Origin of the sequence: Planifilum fulgidum (genome assembly GCF_900113175.1) — a bacterium.
Lineage (GTDB): Bacteria > Bacillota > Bacilli > Thermoactinomycetales > DSM-44946 > Planifilum > Planifilum fulgidum.
Genome location: NZ_FOOK01000021.1, coordinates 22,830 through 42,103, shown reverse-complemented (window position 1 = coordinate 42,103; position 19,274 = coordinate 22,830). Strand labels below are relative to the sequence as shown.

The 19,274-nt window shown below is 59.6% G+C and carries 17 protein-coding genes; 11 read left to right on the top strand and 6 right to left on the bottom strand.

Translation table 11 applies throughout. The annotated features are described in order from the left end of the window. Positions 1-120 precede the first annotated feature (120 nt). Positions 121-1,299, top strand: coding sequence for a tryptophan synthase subunit beta (gene trpB, locus BM063_RS11775; protein WP_092039231.1), 1,179 nt, complete (start codon positions 121-123; stop codon positions 1,297-1,299). 280 nt (positions 1,300-1,579) lie between these two features. Here trpB and BM063_RS11770 read toward each other — a convergent pair whose 3' ends face one another. Next, complete coding sequence (locus BM063_RS11770; protein ID WP_143085335.1) at positions 1,580-2,509, bottom strand: hydrogenase small subunit; 930 nt, start codon at positions 2,507-2,509, stop codon at positions 1,580-1,582. A gap of 533 nt (positions 2,510-3,042) precedes the next feature. Between BM063_RS11770 and BM063_RS11765 the strand changes: the two genes are divergently transcribed. After that, the gene (locus tag BM063_RS11765) at positions 3,043-5,112 is read left to right on the top strand and encodes a thioredoxin domain-containing protein (protein ID WP_092039229.1); all 2,070 of its coding nucleotides are present in this window, start codon (positions 3,043-3,045) and stop codon (positions 5,110-5,112) included. Between the two features lie 66 nt (positions 5,113-5,178). Here BM063_RS11765 and BM063_RS11760 read toward each other — a convergent pair whose 3' ends face one another. Next, entirely contained in the window at positions 5,179-5,649 is a 471-nt protein-coding gene (locus tag BM063_RS11760) for a nucleoside deaminase (protein ID WP_092039227.1), read from the bottom strand. A 246-nt stretch (positions 5,650-5,895) separates the two neighbouring features. Here BM063_RS11760 and BM063_RS11755 point away from each other — a divergent pair, with 246 nt between their 5' ends. Continuing rightward, on the top strand, positions 5,896-6,324 hold the full coding sequence (locus BM063_RS11755; protein ID WP_092039225.1) for an SRPBCC family protein: 429 nt from the start codon (positions 5,896-5,898) through the stop codon (positions 6,322-6,324). 124 nt (positions 6,325-6,448) lie between these two features. Continuing rightward, positions 6,449-6,772, top strand: coding sequence for an ArsR/SmtB family transcription factor (locus BM063_RS11750; RefSeq protein ID WP_092039223.1), 324 nt, complete (start codon positions 6,449-6,451; stop codon positions 6,770-6,772). A 205-nt stretch (positions 6,773-6,977) separates the two neighbouring features. Here BM063_RS11750 and BM063_RS11745 read toward each other — a convergent pair whose 3' ends face one another. After that, positions 6,978-7,742 carry a TrmH family RNA methyltransferase gene (locus tag BM063_RS11745; protein WP_092039221.1) on the bottom strand — a complete coding sequence of 255 codons (765 nt, stop codon included), beginning with the start codon at positions 7,740-7,742 and terminating at the stop codon, positions 6,978-6,980. 277 nt (positions 7,743-8,019) lie between these two features. On the opposite strand from BM063_RS11745, the gene BM063_RS11740 reads away from it, so the two are divergent. The 3 genes from BM063_RS11740 (at position 8,020) to BM063_RS11730 (ending at position 12,684) form a co-directional block, all read left to right on the top strand. After that, a complete protein-coding gene (locus BM063_RS11740; protein WP_092039219.1) occupies positions 8,020-8,367 on the top strand; it encodes a hotdog family protein in 348 nt (115 codons plus the stop codon). A gap of 155 nt (positions 8,368-8,522) precedes the next feature. After that, positions 8,523-10,442: an asparagine synthase (glutamine-hydrolyzing) gene (gene asnB, locus BM063_RS11735; RefSeq protein ID WP_092039217.1), complete on the top strand. Its 1,920-nt coding sequence runs from the start codon at positions 8,523-8,525 to the stop codon at positions 10,440-10,442. Between the two features lie 274 nt (positions 10,443-10,716). Further along, complete coding sequence (locus BM063_RS11730) at positions 10,717-12,684, top strand: heavy metal translocating P-type ATPase (protein ID WP_092039215.1); 1,968 nt, start codon at positions 10,717-10,719, stop codon at positions 12,682-12,684. Positions 12,685-12,913: 229 nt separating this feature from the next. Here the strand turns inward: BM063_RS11730 and BM063_RS17305 are convergent, their stop codons facing one another. Then, entirely contained in the window at positions 12,914-13,114 is a 201-nt protein-coding gene (locus tag BM063_RS17305) for a YhzD family protein (RefSeq protein WP_143085334.1), read from the bottom strand. Between the two features lie 109 nt (positions 13,115-13,223). Then, positions 13,224-13,847: a uridine kinase gene (gene udk / locus BM063_RS11720; protein WP_092039212.1), complete on the bottom strand. Its 624-nt coding sequence runs from the start codon at positions 13,845-13,847 to the stop codon at positions 13,224-13,226. A gap of 262 nt (positions 13,848-14,109) precedes the next feature. Between udk and BM063_RS11715 the strand changes: the two genes are divergently transcribed. From BM063_RS11715 to BM063_RS11700, 4 genes are all read left to right on the top strand, one after another. Continuing rightward, on the top strand, positions 14,110-14,613 hold the full coding sequence (locus BM063_RS11715; protein ID WP_092039210.1) for a DoxX family protein: 504 nt from the start codon (positions 14,110-14,112) through the stop codon (positions 14,611-14,613). 189 nt (positions 14,614-14,802) lie between these two features. Next, entirely contained in the window at positions 14,803-15,081 is a 279-nt protein-coding gene (locus BM063_RS11710; RefSeq protein ID WP_092039207.1) for a hypothetical protein, read from the top strand. A 293-nt stretch (positions 15,082-15,374) separates the two neighbouring features. Continuing rightward, positions 15,375-16,670 (top strand): NCS2 family permease, encoded by a 1,296-nt coding sequence (locus BM063_RS11705; protein ID WP_092039270.1) that lies wholly within the window; start codon positions 15,375-15,377, stop codon positions 16,668-16,670. 315 nt (positions 16,671-16,985) lie between these two features. Continuing rightward, a complete protein-coding gene (locus BM063_RS11700; RefSeq protein WP_177199129.1) occupies positions 16,986-18,170 on the top strand; it encodes an MFS transporter in 1,185 nt (394 codons plus the stop codon). Between the two features lie 44 nt (positions 18,171-18,214). Here the strand turns inward: BM063_RS11700 and BM063_RS11695 are convergent, their stop codons facing one another. Then, positions 18,215-19,174, bottom strand: coding sequence for an ABC transporter substrate-binding protein (locus BM063_RS11695; protein WP_092039202.1), 960 nt, complete (start codon positions 19,172-19,174; stop codon positions 18,215-18,217). Positions 19,175-19,274 lie beyond the last annotated feature (100 nt).

Genomic DNA, 19,274 nt, shown 5'->3' with positions numbered 1-19,274 from the left:
CGCGGCGGCCCCTGTTGCAAGAAGTTGCGGGCGGTTGACATTCCCGCGCTTAAGATCTATCATGCAAAAAACAGCACCTGCTTTTTATCAGAGGATGTCAGAGGACGAGGAGGAATCGAGATGAGCCGAGTTGAGGTGGAGCAGGGTTATTTCGGTCAATTTGGAGGAAGCTTCGTATCTCCTGAGCTGCAGGAAGTGCTGGACCGCCTGGCGGAGCAGTTCGAACGGTACAAGGACGATCCGGATTTCAAGGAGGAGTACCTTTATTACTTGCGGGAGTACGTCGGCCGCGAAACGCCCCTGACCTACGCCCGGAATCTGACGGAACATCTGAAGGGCGCCAAGATCTATTTCAAGCGCGAGGATCTGAATCACACGGGGGCGCACAAGATCAACAACGCGATCGGGCAGATTCTGCTGGCCAAGCGGATGGGGGCCAAGCGGGTCATCGCCGAGACCGGCGCCGGCCAGCACGGGGTGGCCACGGCGACCGCCTGCGCCTTGTTCGGCATGGACTGCACCATCTACATGGGCGCCGAGGATACGAAGAGACAGGCGTTGAACGTGTTCCGGATGGAACTGCTGGGGGCCAAGGTCGTTCCCGTGTCCAAGGGGCAGGGAAGATTGAAGGACGCGGTGGATGAAGCCCTGGCCGATTTGGTCGCCAACTACGAAGACACCTTCTACCTGCTGGGGTCCGCCGTGGGACCGCATCCGTACCCGTCCATGGTCAAGCATTTCCAGTCGATCATCAGTGAGGAGTCGAAGCGTCAAATCCTGGAGAAGGAGGGGCGCCTCCCCGACGCCGTCATCGCCTGCGTCGGCGGCGGAAGCAACGCCATCGGAGCCTTCGCCCACTACCTGGAGGACGAAGAGGTGCGGCTGATCGGCGTGGAACCGGACCAGGCGGCCACGCTGACGGAAGGGGTGCCCGCCGTGCTTCACGGCTTCAGGAGCCTCGTTCTGTTGGACGAACGGGGGAATCCGCGCCCCACCTATTCCATCGCCGCCGGACTGGATTATCCCGGCATCGGGCCGGAGCACAGCCATCTGAAGGAGACGGGACGGGCCGAATACGTCACCGTCACCAACGAAGAAGTGCTGGAGGCGTTCCAGCTGCTGGCGAAAACGGAGGGCATCCTGCCGGCCCTGGAGAGCGCCCACGCCATTGCCCACGCCATCCGGCTGGCGCCGACCCTCGGGAGGGACCGGATCCTCCTCGTCAACCTCTCGGGCAGAGGGGACAAGGACGTGGAACAGGTGTTTCAGATGTTGAACGAGCAAGGCGCGGACGCTTGAAACCGGGGGTAAGCGCCGGTTTTTTGCGGTTCCGGGCTGTGGAGGAAAATCGGGCAGGCGAGGCCGAGCGGCCTCGCCTTTGCCTGTTCAAGGGGGAAAATGGGGGCTTGACAGGCGGGATATTGCCGTTTGAAAACAAGGCCTGGCGATTTTGCAGCCCACAACGCTTGCCGGGCAGCGTCGGAATCGCCAGGGGGAAGGGCCCTGGCCGGAGGGGGGAATGAAAGCGGAAGCGGAGTGGAAAAAGGGAAGTTTCCACTTTTCTGGTGTGACCGGATGTTTATCTGGCTTTTGCCTTGATCTTCGCCCCCGCCCGAACCTTGCGATGGCACAGGGGCCCCTTGTCCCAGAAATTTTTTTCCGAACACCCGATGCAGGCGAATCCGGCTCCGATGGGGGAGGTGCGCATGCCGTTCCAGCCCAGCGTTTCGCAGGCGTTGAAGGTGGAGGGCCCCTTGCATCCCAGTTTGAACAGGCAATATCCTTTCAGGGCCTTTTCGTCGTCGTAGGACTCCGCAAACAAGCCCTTGTCGAAAAAGGGTTTCCGATGGCAGACCTGGTGGACGGTTTGACGGTAAAACCGCTTTGGCCGTCCTTTGTTGTCCAGTTCGGGGATTTCGCCGTAAATCGCCAGGTGCAGGAGCGTCCCGATCATCACATCGGCGATCGGTGGGCATCCCGGGACCAGGACGACGGGCACGTTCGGCACCAGTTCCCGGATGGAAACCGATTCGGTCGGATTCGGTTTTGCCGCGGGAAGCCCGCCCCATGCCGAACAACTTCCGAAGGCCAACACCGCTTTCGCCTTTTGGGCGGTGGCGATGATCTCTTCCCGGACGGACTTTCCGGCGACCGTCAGATATTCGTCCTTTAACGGGATGGCCCCTTCGATGACCAGCACAAATTTCCCGTCGTACTCCTCCGAGATTCTTCCTTTGTGACTTTCAGCCTGGTGTCCGGATGCGGAAGAGAGCAATTCGCTGTATTCCAGCGAGATCCAATCCAGCAGCAATTCGGTGGTGCTCGATATTCCCCGCAGGAAGGATTCCATGCATCCCGTGCAGTCCAGTCCGTTGATCCAGAGCACGGGTGTCCGGGTTTTTTTCATCGCTTTCCGGATATCTTCCTCTTGAAAGCCGTACAATCTCGACCAGGTGTCAATGACTGATCGTTCCTTCTCCAGCGCGATCTCCTCGACACATGTGCCCACGATTCTCCCTCCCGTCTGCAGAGGGGGGCGGTATGTTTGCCCGGTGACCGCGATCGGCAGGAAGCCCCCCGTCCCGGAAAGTTTTGTCGCGAAGACAAGGCATGATCCGCCGCACCGCAAAGGCTTTATGATGAACTCCGTCTCCTGACCCTCATTCGGTATTTCTGTTATTGTGATAGATTAAACAATCAATAGGGTGCATTCTTTCCTTCCCCCTTTTATATTAGCAAAGAAAATGTCTTTTTTATGTGATTTATTGAACAAATAGGCGGTTGTTTATAAAGGGTAACAAGTTGTTCAAACACCTGAATCGGGAGGGAGGCGCGACTTCGCAGACGGGCTTTTCCGCGTCCGCCGCAGCTTCGGGGGCCATCGGCCATGACGCCGCTCCCGGACAGTCGGGAGGCCTGGGGAGCCGGGTTGAGACCGCCGGAGATGATCCGCCGCAACGGCACTTTGCATGAACCGCGAAAAGATGATACAGTCTTTGTAACGTGGAAGGATATGCCAATCAGAACGCGGGGGGCTAAAACGTGAAAAAACCCAACCGTCTGATCCGTGAAAAATCCCCATATCTCCTGCAACACGCCCACAATCCGGTGGATTGGTATCCCTGGGGCGAGGAGGCCTTTGAAAAGGCGAAGCGGGAGGACAAGCCGATCTTTTTGTCCATCGGCTATTCCACCTGCCACTGGTGTCATGTCATGGAGCGGGAGTCCTTCGAGGATGAAGAGGTGGCCCGGGTGCTGAACCGGGACTTTGTGGCGGTCAAGGTGGACCGGGAGGAGCGGCCCGATGTGGACCACGTCTACATGACGGTGTGTCAGGCGATGACCGGTCAGGGCGGATGGCCCCTTACGGTGATCATGACGCCGGAGAAAAAACCCTTCTTCGCCGGGACGTATTTTCCGAAGCGGAGCAGGTACGGGCGGATGGGACTTCTTGAGATTTTGGAGCGCGTCGCGGACGCCTGGAAGCGGAGGCGGGGCGACCTCCTGCGGGCGGGGGACCGGGTGGCGGAGGCGATCCGGGACTACATGAATTCCGCGGACAGGGGGGAGTTGGCGGAGGCGGTTTTAGAGGAGGCGTATCAGCAGCTGTCCGCCCAGTTTGACGAGCGATACGGCGGTTTCGGCCAGGCGCCCAAATTTCCCCGCCCCCACGATTTTCTCTTTTTGCTGCGCCACTTTAAGCGGACCGGGGAGGAGCGGGCCCTTAAGATGGTGGAGAAAACCCTGGAGGCGATGCGCCGGGGCGGGATTTACGACCATCTGGGATACGGGTTTGCCCGCTATTCGGTGGACGAGCGGTGGCACACGCCCCACTTTGAAAAGATGCTCTACGACAACGCGCTTCTGGCCCTCGCCTATCTGGAGACTTATCAGGTGACGGGAAAGGCGGTGTATTCCCGGGTGGCCCGGGAGATCTTCACCTATGTGCTTCGGGACATGACGGCGCCGGAGGGGGGATTTTATTCGGCGGAGGATGCCGACTCCGAGGGAGAGGAGGGAAAGTTCTACGTCTGGACGCCGGAGGAGATCCGCGAGGTGCTGGGGGAAGAGACGGGCCGTTTGTTTTGCGAGTGTTACGATGTGACCGAAGCGGGCAACTTCGAGGGGAAGAACATTCTGCACCGGATCGATATCTCCCTCTCCTCCGTCGCCGCCCGGCACGGGATGAGCGAGGAAGAACTGGAACGGATCCTGGAAGAGGCGCGCGGAAAACTGTTCCGGGCGAGGGAGCGGCGCGTTCGCCCGCACAGGGACGACAAGATCCTCACTTCGTGGAATGCCCTGATGATTGCCGCCCTGGCCCGCGGGGCAAGGGTGTTGGGGGATGAGGGATACGCCGATGCCGCCGAAAAGGCTGCCCGCTTCATCCTGCGAAGGATGCGCCGGGAAGACGGGCGGCTCCTGGCCCGGTACCGGGACGGAGAGGCGGCCATTTTGGCCTTCCTGGACGATTACGCCTTTCTCGCCTGGGGGCTGATGGAGCTGTATGAAGCCACCCTGCGGATCGATTATCTGCGCCAGGCGGCGGATCTCACCCGGGAGATGATCGACCTGTTCGGGGATAAAGAGGAAGGGGGATTTTTCTTCTACGGCGCGGACGGGGAGGAGCTGCTCACCCGGCCCAAGGAGATTTATGACGGGGCCACCCCTTCCGGAAATTCGGTGGCGGCGTACAACCTGATCCGGCTGGCCCGGCTGCTGGCCGATCCCCGGTTGGAAGAGGAGGCGGAGCGGCAGCTTCGGGCCTTTGCCGGCACGATCCGGCAGGCGCCGATGGCTCACACCTTCTTCCTGACGGCGGTGCAGTTCGCCCTGGGTCCGACCCGGGAGATCGTCGTAGCCGGCGATCCTGAGCAGGCGGACACCCGGAACATGCTGGAGACGGTGGGGCGGATGTTTTTGCCCGATGCGGTGTGGGTGTGCCGCCCCGAAGGGCCCGAAGCGGCGGAGGTGGAGAAGCTCATCCCCTATGTCCGGGAGTATTGGGCGCAGGGCGGAAAAGCCGCCGCCTACGTCTGTGAAAATTATGCCTGCCGGGCGCCGGTGACGGATCCGGAGGCGCTGCGGGAAGCCCTGGAAAGACGGGGCTGAGGATGTCGCGGAAACATACGGCGATCCCGGTTTCCGAAGGAAACCGGGATGGTTGCGGTTTCGGGATCAATCGGAGCCGGCAAGCTCTTTCCAAATCCGGAACGGCTCCAGATACCCCTCCACAGGGATGGTGTGGAAGGGAATGGACCGTTTTTCCGGCGGTTTCCGGATGTCCTGATGATAGCGGGCAAGTCCGTCGGGATAACCGGCCTCAAGCAGCTCCCGTTTGGAGCAGGCCACGTAGACGGATTGGATTCCCGCCCAATAGATGGCGGCGGTGCACATGGGACACGGCTCGCCGCTGGCGTACAGGATGGCGCCGTCCAGCCGGCTCCTCTGCAAACGCCGGCACGCTTCCCGGATGGCCTGGATCTCCGCGTGGGCGGTGGGATCGTTCAGCGCGGTCACTTCGTTGACGCCCCGGCCGATCACCTCCCCGTCCAACACGATGAGGGCGGCGAAGGGGCCGCCGCGGCCGCTGCGGACGTTTTCGCAGGCCATGTCGACCGCCTGTTTCAACAGGTGTCGGTGGTCCATTGCCATTCCCCCTTTCCTTGGCAAGCGGGCTTATTGGTCATTTTATCCAATGTGGGCAAGCTAGTAAATTTTTGTTGCCGGGTCCGATCGCCGCGGGTACAAAACGGTGAAAACGGGTGGACCTCGCCGTTTATTGGAATGATATAAGCCGAGGAAAAAATTTCTGTTTTCATGAAATCATTTGGTTTCATATAATCGAAACGAAACCAAATGGTTTCATATTTGATCCGACCGGGAGGGTATGGAATGGACCATCGACAAAAATTGCCGGCGATACGCCAGACGGTGATCCTGAATGCCCTCATCGATCGGGTGTGGAAGGCCGTTTCCACTTCGGAGGGCATCGCCGCCTGGTTCATGCCCAACGATTTTCAACCGGAGGCGGGCGGCACCTTCACATTGCAGACGCCCTTCGGCCCGTCGCCGTGCAGGGTGCTGGAACTGGATCCGCCCCATCGGCTGGTTTTCGCCTGGGATACGTCCGGGTGGCGCGTCACTTTTGAATTGAAAGAACGGGGGGATCAGACGGAGTTCACCCTCGTCCATGACGGCTGGGGAGCCCCGGAGGAGATCATCGCGAAGGGGCGGGATACGAATGCCGTCATCCGCGAGCGGATGGACCACGGTTGGAAGGAGATCGTCCAGGTGCATCTGCGCAACTATGTGGAAGGGTAAATCTTTCACCGCCCGGCGGAGTCCCCCCTCCGCTTTTTCTCCGGAGTCGTTTATCATGGTAAGGGACGGGTCATGAGCCGTTCCGGATTCGGGCCGACAGGGAAGGAAAGGCAGGGGAAGCAGCATGGGAACTTCCGCCAAACACGATGTGTTTCAGGCGATCGCCGCCCCCACCCGCCGGCAGATCCTGAAGCTGCTGGCGGAACAGGAGATGTCCGTCACCAGGATCGCCGCCCATTTCCCCATGAGCCGCACGGCCGTATCCAAGCACCTGCGCATATTGGCGGAGGCGGGGCTGGTTGTGGAGAGAAAAGAGGGGCGGGAAAAACGGTACCGCCTTCGGTCGGAACCCCTTCTCGAGCTGAAGGAGTGGCTCTCCCATTTCGAAGGGTTTTGGAAGGACCGGCTCGCCCGGTTGAAGGATTTTGTGGAAACCGACGAAAAGTAGGGGAGGAAAGGGCAAGGAATTGTGGGCTTTGGTTTCGCGGACCCGGTGCAGAAAGAGGGGGTTGTGCCTTTGCACAACCCCCTTCTTGTCGCACGCGGATGGCCTTCGCCTTGCCGACCCGGCGCCGGTCCCGTGAGACAAGCGGGCCTCCGCCCGGTGGGATTGGCGCCCGGAAAATGGGGCCCCTTAAAACCTTCGCCGGATGTTAGACGGACAAGCGGATGTCCTCTTTCTGGCCTCCGGGGCGCTTGGATTTTGCCAGGATCTGCTGCACCTTGTCCCTGAGGGGCGGACGGAGGGATTGCATGATCCATTCCAGGAACAGCTCCCGCTTTTCTTCGGCGGTCAGAAAATAGCGTTGCCCGGCGATTTCGCGGGCCCGTTTCGTCATTTCCTGCAGGGTGAGGGCAGCCGCCACGGAAATATTGAAACTCTGCACGAAGCCCACCATGGGAATGTAAAATTTCTGGTCCGCCAGTCGGGCCGCCTCCTCCGAGATTCCCCGGTGTTCGTTGCCGAACAGCAGCACGGCGGGCCTGGAGAGGTCGACTTCCCCGATCGGGACCGCGCCGTCCCCGAGGTATGTGACGCAGATCTGGTATCCCTCCGACCGCAGTTTTTGAAGGGCCGTCTGAAGATCCGGGTGCTTCTGGATCGTCAGCCATTTATGGGAGCCCTGGGTGACCTTTTTGTTGGGTTGAAAGGGTTTGTCCCCTTCGATGATGGAAATGTTCTGGACTCCGAAGGCATCCGCCGACCGCAGGACGGCCGCCTGGTTGTGTCCGTCATCGATCGCTTCAAGCAAGACGGAAATGTATCGGGTCCGTTGGTTCAACACCTGGTGCATGCGCATCAGGCGTTCGGGCCGGATCATCTCCGTGATCCAGCGTTCCTTTTCCCGCAGCAGGCCGCTTCGGATCAGCTCTTGGACGTATTCTTCTTTTGCGGTTTTCTGTTCTGGCGGTTGCATCCTCTATCCCCCTTTCCACCCTGTGTTGAGCCCGGATCGGATTCAGGGAGGCGCAATCATTGATACTTTACCATTTTTTCCTCTTGATTTCTTCCCATGAACATCTCCCTTGATTCAAGAGTCCGCCCCGCGCCCTTACAATCAGGTATTATGGCATATTTTTGATGCGCATGGGGAGGTTCGAAAGAAATCTGTGCGCGACCTGAAAAGGCGGAGGATGGTGCGCGGCCGGATGTGAGGAGTGGGTGCCTGATCGATTAATCGGGAAATCGAACCGGTGGAGCTTTTTCCGGATCGGGTGGTGAGGAAGACGGTCGATTTCCGCCGCCATCCGCCCTGCGGCCTTTTTCACGGGGGAGAGCCGGTGGGTTTGGCTGAAGCGGCACCGGCTGTGAACTGCGTGGCCGGCCTGCGGATCAACGCCATCATGTCCGCTCCAGGCGGGACGGAACCGCGTCCGCCGAGGGGCCCCTTCCCGGGAGGCAGGCGATACCTGTCCGGGTTTGCGACGGGGAAGGCGGATCTTCCTCTCCCGCTCTGCCGCGTCCGTCGCGCTGAGATCTTCGGTTCACCGGTGAAGGATTGGGCAAGTGCCCGGGAACCATCGGCCTTGGAAAGCGCATAGGGTATGGTAACCATCTATTTTCACTTGAATGACAGTTTTGACTTATATATATTAAACAAGGAAAAAAGGTCAAAATTATCCATTTCGTGCGGCTTAAGGGTTTTGGCGTGCCCTCGCTATTGCAGCATTTTCAATTGCCGGGGGGGAGAGCCTCGATGTGCGGATTTGTCGCCTTGCTCAATAAAAAAGAAGTGCCGGTCGAGCGAAAAACCGTCGAAAAAATGACGGGGGTTCTCCTCCATCGGGGGCCGGACAGCGAGGGCTTTCATCTGGATCAACGGGTCGGTTTGGGGTTTCGCCGGCTGAGCATCATCGACCTGGAAAAGGGAGATCAGCCCCTTTCCAACGAGACCGGAGAGATTTGGATCGTTTTCAACGGGGAGATCTACAATTATCGGGAGCTGAGGGGATCGCTGGAACATAAGGGGCACCGCTTCAAAACGGATTCGGACACGGAAGCGATTCTCCACCTTTACGAAGAGACGGGCTTTGAATGTCCGCGGTTTCTGAGGGGGATGTTCGGATTTGTCATCTGGGACGGGCGGAAGGATCTGCTGTTCGGGGCCCGGGATCATTTCGGAATCAAGCCGGTTTATTGGACGGAGACCTCCGAGGCCTTCGCCTTCGGTTCGGAGATCAAGTCGCTGCTGGAGCTTCGCGGGGTTTCCCGGGAGGTGAATCCGGCCTCCTTCCATCGCTACCTCACGTTCCAGTATGTTCCCGATCCGGATACGATGTTTCAGGGGATCTACAAGATTCCCCCCGCCCATCGGTTCAAGGTGGAAAAGGACAAGCTGACCGTCACCCCCTATTGGACCGCGCAGTTTCTCCCGGAACGGGATCACACCGTTTCCCATCACGTCGAGAAAACCAAAGAGGTGTTGGCGGAATCCGTCGCCAAGCACCGGATCAGCGACGTGCCGCGGGGGGCCTTTTTGTCCAGCGGCGTGGATTCCTCCTCGATCGCCGCCCTTTTGCGCAGGCATGAAGAGGTGAAGACCTTCACCGTCGGATTTGACGTGAAGGGGTACAGTGAGTTGGAAATCGCCCGCCGCACCGCCTCCAAACTGGGGACGGACCACCATGAGTTGCTGGTGGGCTCCCGGCAGTATTTGGAGGAGCTTCCCCGCCTCGTCTGGCATCAGGACGAACCCGTGGCCGATCCCTCGGCCGTCGCCCTGTACTTTGTCGCCCGGCTGGCCAGCCGGCATGTGGCGGTGGTCCTCTCCGGGGAGGGGGCGGATGAATTTTTCGGGGGCTACAACATCTACCGGGAGCCGGAGGCGCTCCGGATGTTTTCCCGCATGCCCCAATCCCTCCGCGGGGGGCTGGGGAGAATGGCCTCCCGCCTGCCGCGGGGCCTGAAGGGGCGCGGATTTCTGCTTCGCGGTTCCAAAACGGTGGAGGAGCGGTACTTCGGAAACGCCTTCATTTTCGACGAAGACCTGAAAAGGCGGATTGTTGCGGATCCCTCCGCCCTGAAGGATCACCATCCCTGGGAAGTGACCTGGCCCATTTATGCCCGGGTGGCCGCCATGGATGACGTGACGAAAATGCAGTACTTGGACATCCACACCTGGCTGTGCGGGAACATTCTGATGAAGGCGGACAAGATGACGATGGCCAATTCCCTGGAGCTCAGGGTGCCGTTTGTGGACTGCAAGGTCTTTGAAGTCGCTTCCCGCATCCCCACCGAATACAAAATCCGGGACGGGACGACCAAGTGGGTGCTGAGGGAAGCGATGAAGGATGTTCTCCCCGAGGAGATCCATTCCCGAAAAAAACTGGGCTTTCCGGTGCCCATCCGCCAGTGGCTGAGGAAGGAGTTTTACGCCTGGGCGAGGGAAACGCTGATGGGCGGCCGCGTGGATCGTTGGATCAACAAGGCGGAGGCCGCCCGCCTGCTGGAGATGCACAAGGACGGCCGGTTCGACTACAGCCGGCAGATCTGGACGCTGCTGATCTTCATCCTGTGGCATGAGATATACATCGAGCGATCCGTCCGGTTTCATCCGAGCGTCAGTCCCCATGTGTACGAACGCCGTCGGAAAAACCTTCGGACCAAAACGGGTTGAGCGCAGGACGCAAGAGAGGGGCGGCCCCCGCTGGGGCCGTCCCTTTTTTGCGCGGCGGCGCTTCGGGCGAGGGGACGGAGCCATGCGAGCCGCAAGAAATTGGCAGCGACCGTGTGAAAAAACGCCTTTACCTTTGGGAGGATCTAGATTATAATGATTATAAATAAGTTTACCGAAGACAAAATGTTTGATGGTGATAAAAATAATAATAATCATTTTCATCTGGCGTGCTACCCGTCACCGGGTAGCATGCCCCGTTTCAGGGAGAGCAAGAATGATTATCAATCGTAGGGAGGCGGTGGGCAACGTGAACGGATTGGCCAAGACGTGTTCGGAACCGTCGGTGTTCCGTTCTGCCAAAGAACCGAAGGAAGTGCGGGAGAGTGTTTTCATGCGCTACGGAGAGGGCATTGCCGCAGCCGTTTGCGGGGTGTTGACCCTGGTTGCCTGGTTGGGCGAGTCGAGGCTGGGATGGGTGTCAACGCTTCTGTATCTGCTGGCGTATGCCGTCGGAGGATATGCCAAGGGGAAAGAGGGGATTCTCACCCTCTCCCAGGAGCGGAAATTGGACGTCAACCTTCTGATGATCATCGCCGCGTTGGGGGCCGCCGCCATCGGCTACTGGCTGGAAGGGGCCGTGCTCATCTTCATCTTTGCCCTGAGCGGTGCCATGGAACGGGTGGCGGAAGGGAAGAGCCGGAAGGATTTGTCGTCGCTGATGGAGATGAAACCGGAGACGGCGCTTCGGGTGGACGGGCAAAGGCAGCAGGTGGTTCCCATCGAGGAGCTCCGCATCGGGGATCGCGTGCTGATCCGGCCGGGAAGCCGCATTCCCGTGGACGGCAGGGTGATTGAAGGGCGTTCCGCGGTCAATCAGGCTTCCATCACCGGCGAGTCCCTGCCTGTGGATAAAGGGGAGGGGGACGAGGTGTTCGCCGGAACGATGAACGGGAGAGGGTCGCTGCTGGTGGAGGTGACCCGCCTGGCCGACGAGAGTCTGTTTTCAAAGATCATCCGCCTCGTGGAGAAGGCCCAAAACGAGGTGCCGCGCTCGCAGCGGGTCATCGAACGGCTGGAGCGGTGGTATGTCACTTCCGTGCTGGTGGTGACGGGCATTCTGATGACCGTTCCCCCTCTGCTGTTTTCCTGGAACTGGAGCGATGCCTTCTACCGGGCGATGGTTTTTCTGGTGGTGGCTTCCCCCTGTGCCGTGATGGCTTCGATCATGCCGGCAGTCCTGTCGGCCATGTCCAACGGTGCGCGAAAAGGGGTGCTTTTTAAGGGAAGCATGGTCCTCGAGGGGCTGTCCGGCGTCAAGGTGGTGGCCTTTGACAAAACGGGGACGCTGACGGAGGGACGGCTGCAGGTGACCGACGTGATTCCCGTCGCCGGGGAATATGGCGAAGAGGAGATCCTTCGCATCGCCGCCACCATCGAGAGCGTTTCCGAGCACCCGATCGCCCAGGCGATCGTCGCCCAGGCCCGTCAGCGGGGCATGGAACTGAAGCGGCCCTCCCGCTTCGAATCGATGCCCGGCAAGGGCGTTGTCGCCGAATGGAACGGCGGAACCTGGAAGGTGGGCAAACCCGCCTTTGTGGAGGGCGGGGAGTTGGCCGGAGAAAATGGCCGGATCATCGACCGTTTGGATCGAGAAGGGAAAACGGTGGTCGGGATCGCTTCCGAAGAGGGAGTGGTCGGCTGGATCGCCCTGCAGGACCGGATTCGTCCCGAGGCGAAGGCGGCGGTCTCCCGTCTGAAGCGCATGGGAATCCGGGTGGTGATGCTCACGGGGGACCGTCGCAGCACGGGGGAAGCGATCGGGAACCGGATCGGAGTGGACGAGGTGTACGCGGAATTGCTTCCCGAGGACAAGGTGCGGTTGATCCAGGAGCTGGAGAAAAAATACGGACGCGTGGCCATGGCGGGAGACGGGGTAAACGATGCCCCGGCGTTGGCGACGGCTTCCGTGGGGATCGCCATGGGCCGGGCGGGCACCGATGTGGCCCTGGATGTGGCCGATGTGGTGCTGATGAACGACGATCTGGACCGGGTGGCCACAACCCTCTCCCTGGGGCGAAGGACCCGGAACGTCATCGTGCAAAACCTCGTTTTTGCTTCCCTGGTGATCTTCTCCCTGATCCTGGCCAACTTCGGAGGGCACATCTCCCTCCCCTTCGGCGTCGTGGGCCACGAGGGCAGCACCATCCTGGTGATCTTGAACGGCCTGCGGCTTCTGCGGTGAGGAGAAATGAAACGCGATCGACGCTTTTCCGCCGGAGGAGGGCAAGGCGGGGGAATTGCCGTGGCGAGGGGACTTACTGGTTTCGGACGGAACTTGCGGGGGCGATTTTCCCGCCTCGACTCCGCGGCGGAGGTTGCGCGGGCGGAAAACCGCCTGCCCCGGATGCTTTTTCACAGCCCGACCGGCTCCGGACGGGAGCCGGTCTTTTCTTTTTATGGGGATGCACCAATCACTGGGGGCCTTTTCCCTTGTGACTGTTGAAGGCCACGAGGCGTCCCGAGGTGTGGACGATCCGGTACGGAAGTTGCAGATACTCCTTCTCAGCCAGCAGAGACAGTCCTTTTTCGCGGGCTTCCGCGTCGCTTTCCGCCTGCAGGGGCTCGTCCAACAGTTTTTTTCCTTCGTTGTCGTAGGCGGTCACGTGATACATCACACATCCCTCCCGTTGGAAACTATTATACCACGGGTCTTTTTGCCGCCGCCTCCGGAAAAACCCCTCCAAAAAAAGCGCCCGGCGGAAGCCGGGCGCGGTCCGCCGGTCAGGGGGTTGCGGAAAGAATGGTCCGGATCTGGTTCACCAGCAGGTCGACGGCCACCTGGTTGTAGCCCCCTTCCGGGATGATCAGGTCCGCGTAACGTTTGCTCGGCTCGACGAACTGCTGATGCATCGGACGTACCGTCTCCAGGTACTGCCGGATCACCGAATCGAGGGAACGGCCCCGGGACTTGACATCCCGTTCGATGCGGCGCAGGATGCGAATGTCGGCGTCGGTGTCGACGAAGACCTTGATGTCCATCAGTGAGCGGAGCTTTTCATCCTCCAGGATGAGAATCCCTTCCAGGATGATCACGTCTTTGGGCTGCACCGTGACGGTTTCCCGGGACCGGGTATGTTGGGTGTAATCGTATACCGGTTTTTCGATGGGTTTCCTCTGTAGCAGCTGTTGCAAGTGCGAGATGAGCAGATCGTTGTCAAAGGCGAGCGGATGGTCATAGTTGGTTTTTTTCCGCTCTTCCATCGGCAGGTGGGATTGATCCTTGTAATAGGCGTCCTGCTCGATGACGGCGACACATCCTTCGAGGCGGTCACAGACATTGCGGACCACGGTGGTTTTTCCGGATCCGCTTCCGCCGGCCACGCCAATGATGACGGGTCGTTTCATGTTCCGATTCCTTCCTGTCCGGTTTCTCCTAAGGTACATACCCACAGCATCGTAGCAATTTTGCCGGAAGTTTGCAAGGCGCCGCGCCCTGCGGCGGACATGCTTCCGAAGGGCGGTGAGCGTTCATTCAACCTCCCCATTTCGGACAAAGATTGTTCAACCTGATTGTGATATATTTCACAAAAGCTTTTCCGAGAGTCTCTTATACTGAAAGTGTGAAGGGGATCCGCTTCACAATTCAAAAATCGGGGGCTGATCAACCATGCTCCGCTTCTTGAGGGAAAGCACTGTAGCCAGCTTTGTACTGTTGGTGATCAGGCTGTATCTCGGGTATGCGTGGTTGGTTGCAGGCTGGGAAAAGATTGTGGGCGGATTTGATGCGACGGGATTTTTGCATGGCGCAGTCGAAAAAGCGGTCGGGGAACATCCGGCCGTACAGGGATGGTGGGCCGCGTTCCTGGAAGGCTTTGCGATCCCGAACGTGGAATTGTTTAACTTTCTTGTGCCATGGGGAGAATTCCTGGTCGGGCTGGGGTTGATCCTCGGCTGCCTCACCACCGCTGCAACCTTCTTCGGGATGGTCATGAACTTCGCCTTTCTGTTCAGCGGCACCACCAGCACCAACCCGCAAATGGTGCTGCTCAGCATCTTCCTCATCGTCGCGGGTGCCAATGCGGGCAAGATCGGACTCGACTATTATGTCCTTCCTTATCTCCGGAAACTGATCAAAGGGTTCCGCACGCCGAACCGCACCCTTCGGACCTGACGCAATGGATCAACCGGGCCCCATCTGCCAAGAGTGCTTTTCATCGGCGCCGCATCCTGCGGGATGCGGCGCCGCCTTTTTTCCGGAGGAGCCTTGGGGCGGGCGCCGCATTTTTCGGCGCGACCGATGGATTTTTGGCGACAATCATTTTATGATCCGGGTGAGTCATTTTGAAGGGGGTGGAGTTTTATGGGGAAACCTTCCGATTCCCTGTTTCCTTCAAAAGAGGAATTCAAGAAAAACCTGCGCCGCAACTTCGGCATCCCCACCAATCCGAGGGAAAGGCGGGCGACGCGGCGCTACCTGAAGAAGTACGGTTGGCGCATCGCGGGAAGGTGGCTGCTGATCCTCTTGGCCTCTCCCTTTTTGTGGCTGTATGGCGTGCTCAAGGAGTGGCTGTATGAGCTTCCGAAATTTTATTTTTACGACATCCCCCGCAAACTGTGGCGGTTTTTCTCCAGAAAATGACCCTCGGATCGGGAGAGGGTGCACCGGTTCCGCGGCGAGAAGGTCGCCGGAGGTTTTTGCTTCGGTCATAGGCGTTTTCGTTTCCGGTCCGGCCATAAAAAAGGGCCCGCCGCCTTTTGAAAGGACGCCCAGGTGCCCGGTCCTGCAGGATGCCGCGTTTTTGCCCGTTCCCTGGCGGTCCCCGGGCGGATGAAAAAACGGCCGGGGGATGGTTGTCACGGACTGGAGAACGGACTATGATGGACAGGGATGATTTTTACGCGGGCGGCAAAGGAGGGAGAATCGTGGATCGACTGTTCGGGTTGAAGGAACGGGGAACGACGGTGCGAACGGAGATCCTCGCCGGCATGACCACCTTTCTGACGATGGCGTACATCGTGGTGGTCAACCCGGCCATTCTCGAGCAGGCAGGAATGGATTTCGGCGCCGTTTTTGTGGCAACGGTGTTTGCTTCCGTGATCGGGACGCTGATCATGGGGCTGTTTGCCAATTACCCGATCGCCATCGCCCCCGGGATGGGCCTGAACGCCTATTTCGCCTTCAGCGTGGTGGGGCAGACGGGCGTCCGCTGGGAGACGGCGTTGGGGGCCGTGCTGGTGGCCGGCGTCATCTTTCTCCTGCTCAGTGTGACTCCCTTCCGGGAAGGGCTGATCCGGGCGATTCCGGAAAGCTTGAAGCACGGGATCACGGCGGGCATCGGGCTGTTCATCGCCTTCATCGGCCTCAAGTCGGCGGGAGTGATCGTGGGGGATGAAGTGAACCTGGTGGGGCTCGGCGATATGCACGAGCCGATGACGCTGCTCAGCCTGGCGGGATTGTTCGTCACCCTGATTCTGATGACCCTCGGGGTCCGCGGGGCGCTGTTTTTCGGGATGGTTTTCACCGCCTTTTTCGGCTGGGTGTTCGACCTGTTTCAGCTGCCGGACAGGTGGGTGACGATGCCGCCCAGCCTGGCGCCCACCCTGGGCAAGGCGGTTGTGGCGATTCCCGACGTTTTTTCCCAGGGGCTTTACGCCGTCATCTTCGCTTTCCTGCTGGTGACCCTGTTTGACACGACGGGAACGATGATCGGCGTGGCGGAGCAGGCCAAGTTGATGAAAAACGGCACGTTTCCCCGGATGCGGTCGGCGCTGTTGGCGGACGCCGTCGGAATGACCGCCGGGGCGGCCATGGGCACCAGTCCCACCAGCGCCTACATCGAATCCTCCTCCGGTGTGGCGGCCGGGGGGAGGACGGGGCTCACGGCGGTGGTGGTGAGCATCCTGCTTCTTCTCACCCTCTTTTTCGCTCCCCTGGTGCAGGCGATCGCCGCGTTGCCGGCCATCACTGCGCCGACGCTGATCATCGTGGGCTGCTTCATGCTGGGTGGATTGAAAAAAGTGGCCTGGGACGACTTCGATGAGGCGTTTCCGGCCTTCATCACGATGTTGAGCATGCCGCTCACCTTCAGCATCGCCACGGGAATCGCCTTCGGGTTCATCACCTATCCCTTGCTTAAGCTGGTCCGCGGCCGCTTCCGGGAGATCCATCCGCTGATGTACCTGTTCATGATCCTCTTCATTCTGCAGCTGGCGTTTTTGCCGGAATAAGTCCCGGACGAAACGCCGCCGAAAAGCCGCCGTTCCGCAGGCACCGCCGCCGCGGTGCGCGGAAGGGCGGCTTTTGTTTTGGTCTTCCGCTTCCGAAACAGACTGTGGCATATGGCGGGGCGAGGAAAGTTTCCATCCTTCCGCTACCCGGCGGAGGCGGCCTCGAGGGGCATCGTCCCGCCTTCCGGCCCATGCCTTCGCAGCCTGCGGCGGTGTGTCCGGGGGAGGGATTGATGAATCGGACAAAAAGCGTTATACTCGTGACATGCAAAAATAAAAAGCAAACGAATGTTCGCATACGGGAGATGGGGAGTCATGGTGAATCAGTGGTCTCAAGGCCGGTTCCGGATTCTCCTGGTGATCACCGCTCTGGCCGGGATGACCCAGGGCCTGTTGATTCCGCTTTTGACGACGATGCTGGAGCGGAGGGGAGTCAGTTCCAGCCTCAACGGCCTGAACGCCGCTTTCCTCTATGTGGGCATGCTGCTTATGGCTCCCTTCGTCGGAAGGGTGGTTCGGGGGATCGGATACAAAAGGGCGATTCTGACCGGGCTGATATCCCTCGCTTGCTGCGCGTTTCTGTTTCCGCTCTTTGACGGTCCCCCCGTGTGGAGCGTTTTGCTTTTCCTGGTCGGGGTGGGGGATTATCTGCTCCACTTTTCGACGCAATTGTGGGTGACCTCCACCAGTCCGGCCGAGATGCGCGGACGGCACATCACCCTGTACGGCTTTGCCTTCGGGGCGGGATTCGGCTTGGGACCGCTGGGCATCAACCTGCTTGACCGGGGATTGTGGGTCCCCTTTTCCCTCATGGGAGCGTGCCTCCTGGCGGCGGTGCTGCTGGCGGCGCTTTTGGACCGGGGGAAACCGCCGGCGGAGGAGGGGAAGGCAAAGGCGCGCGCCGGAGGGAAATGGGCGGACATTTACCGCTGGGCCCTCGTCGCCCTGTGTCCCGCTTTTTTGTACGGGTTTCTCGACGCTTCGCTGGCGGCCAGCTTTCCCGTGTACGGTCACCGGGAGGGATTGGGCACGGGGTGGATTTCCGTGCTGCTGAGCGCCTTTGTTTGCGGGGGGCTGATTCTGCAAATGCCCCTCGGCATGCTGAGCGACCGGTACGGGCGGAAGAACGTGCTCGTGACGATCTGTCTGCTGGGAGGGACGGGATTGGCGGCGGTACCCTCCTTTACCGGACAGCCGGTGATTTTGCTGGGGCTGTTCAGCCTGATCGGGGGACTGCTGGGCTCCCTCTATTCCCTGGGACTGGCCTATCTGGCGGACATCCTTCCCTCCAGCCATCTGCCGGAGGCGAATGCCATCGCCGGCGCCCACTTCAGCGTGGGAAGCATGATGGGGCCCTATGTGGGCGGATTGCTCATCCATCATATCGGAGGGGGCAGCCTGTTTTACGCCATCGCCACGGCTTTCTTCACCTTTGTGCTGTTGGCCTTCGTCTATCCGGTTTCGGTGGGGGCGGACCGCCGGACCGGAAAAGCGGCATGAAAAAGGAGCGACCCGGTTCATCCGGGTCGCTCTTTTTTGGCCGCTTATTTCTTTCCTTCCAGGAAAAACTTCTCGATGTCGTCCAGCATCAAATTGGCCGCGAGAATGCCGCCGGCGGTGTTCCAGATCGCGTCGCTCACCTTGTGGGCGTTTCCGCTCTTGACGACCTTCAGATTTTTCCACAGGGGATCGCCGGTCCATTCCTTTTCCGTTTTGACCGCTTCCCCGTCCCCCGTTTCATAGGTGAAGTAGAACAGCACGTCTCCTTCCATGTCGGGAATGCGTTCCTTGGTCACCTCGTCGGCAAATTCCTGTTTGTCGTGGGAGGGCGGGCGTTTGAAGCCGATTTGCTCCAGGATCACCCCGGAGAAGGAATCCTTGTAGTAAATCCGCGCATTTCCGGGCATGAAGCGGACGACGGAGATCTCTTGGTTCACCTGATCCCCCAGCTTTTTCCGGATCTCTTCGACCCGCTGATCAAAGGACGCCATCAGTTCCTTTCCTTTTTCCTCCCGGTTGACCGCTTTGGCGTACAGCTCGAAGTTGATCTTCCAGTCGCCGCGGAGGGTTTCGGAGAAGACGGTGGGGGCGATCTGGCTGAGGTGGTCGTACCACTTTTCCTGGCGCATTTTGTTGCCGATGATCAAATCGGGTTTCAGGGCGGCGATGGCTTCCAGATTGATGTCGCTCTCCGTTCCGACCACTTTCACGCCTTTCATTTGATCGGCGATATGATCATACCAGGGGTCGCCCAGCCAGGATTTCACGGCGCCCACCGGTTTGATTCCCAAGGCGAGCAGGGCTTCCGTCCCTTCGTTGGTGAGGATGACCACCCGTTTGGGATCCTCAGGGACCTCCGTTTTTCCCATGGCGTGTTCGACGACGAGGGAAGAGGAGGCATCCTCCGCATCGCTCCGACCGGTGTCCGTATTGGTGCCGCAGGCGGTCAAAGCCAGCAACAGGGCGATGGATGCCGCCATCCAGCGAAATTTTCCGAATATCATGTGTAGCCCTCCTGAATTTAATTGAAAATGAATATCATTTACGATGACTAGAATAAACCGCATGGATGATTCCTGTCAACGGGGAAATGATAATGATTAT